The sequence below is a fragment of the Candidatus Accumulibacter vicinus genome, from assembly GCF_000584955.1.
Taxonomy (GTDB): domain Bacteria; phylum Pseudomonadota; class Gammaproteobacteria; order Burkholderiales; family Rhodocyclaceae; genus Accumulibacter; species Accumulibacter vicinus.
Map to the genome: position 1 here is coordinate 6,337 of NZ_JDSS02000004.1, position 798 is coordinate 7,134.

The following is a 798-nucleotide window of genomic DNA, read 5'->3' on the forward strand; positions in this document are numbered from 1 at the left end:
GCCGCATGCTGCAGCAGCAGCGACTGCAACCGCTGTCGATCCAGGCCGCCGCCGCCCCGGTCATGGGCGCCGTGCCGGGTCGCGGCAGCAAGGCCTTCTCGCTGCTGCTCTTCAGCGCCGAACTGCTGGCTTTGCTGGAAGCCGGACTGAGCCTGGTCGAGGCCTTCGAGGCGCTGCTCGAGAAAGAGTCTTCGCCGAGTTCGCGGTCGGTGCTCGAGCACCTGACGCGCGACCTGCGCGAGGGTCTGCGTTTTTCGGCGGCGCTGGCCCGCCAACCCGACGTCTTCCCACCGCTCTATGTCGGCATCGTCCGCGCTGCCGAGGGAACCAGCGATCTGCCGCGCGCGCTGGCGCGCTACCTCGACTACCAGACGCGTCTGGAGACGGTGCGCAACAAGATGATCAGCGCCCTCATCTACCCGGTGATCCTGCTGATCGTCGGTTGTGGCGTGACCCTGTTCCTGATGGGCTACGTGGTACCGCGCTTCGCCGGCGTCTATCAGGGCAGCGGCCGTTCGCTGCCCTGGCTGTCGCAATGGCTGCTCGACTGGGGACAGTTCGTCGGCCAGCATTCCGACCTGGTGTTCGCCAGCGTGCTGGCGCTGGCGCTGGCGGCGGCCTACGGGCTGCGTCGCTGCATCGGCAGCGGGCGCTGGATGGTCTTCCTGACGCGCCTGCCCGGCATCGGCGAACGTGTACGCATCATCGAACTGTCGCGGCTGTACCTGACCACCGGCATGTTGCTCGAAGGCGGCATTCCGATCCTGGCGGCGCTCGATATTGTCGGCCACACCGTTT

The 798-nt window shown here is 67.4% G+C and carries 1 protein-coding gene; it reads left to right on the forward strand.

Annotation, left to right across the window (positions count from 1 at the left end):
- Window positions 1–798: type II secretion system F family protein (locus tag CAPSK01_RS00180; protein ID WP_273702821.1), on the forward strand; the 798-nt coding region annotated here is incomplete at both ends.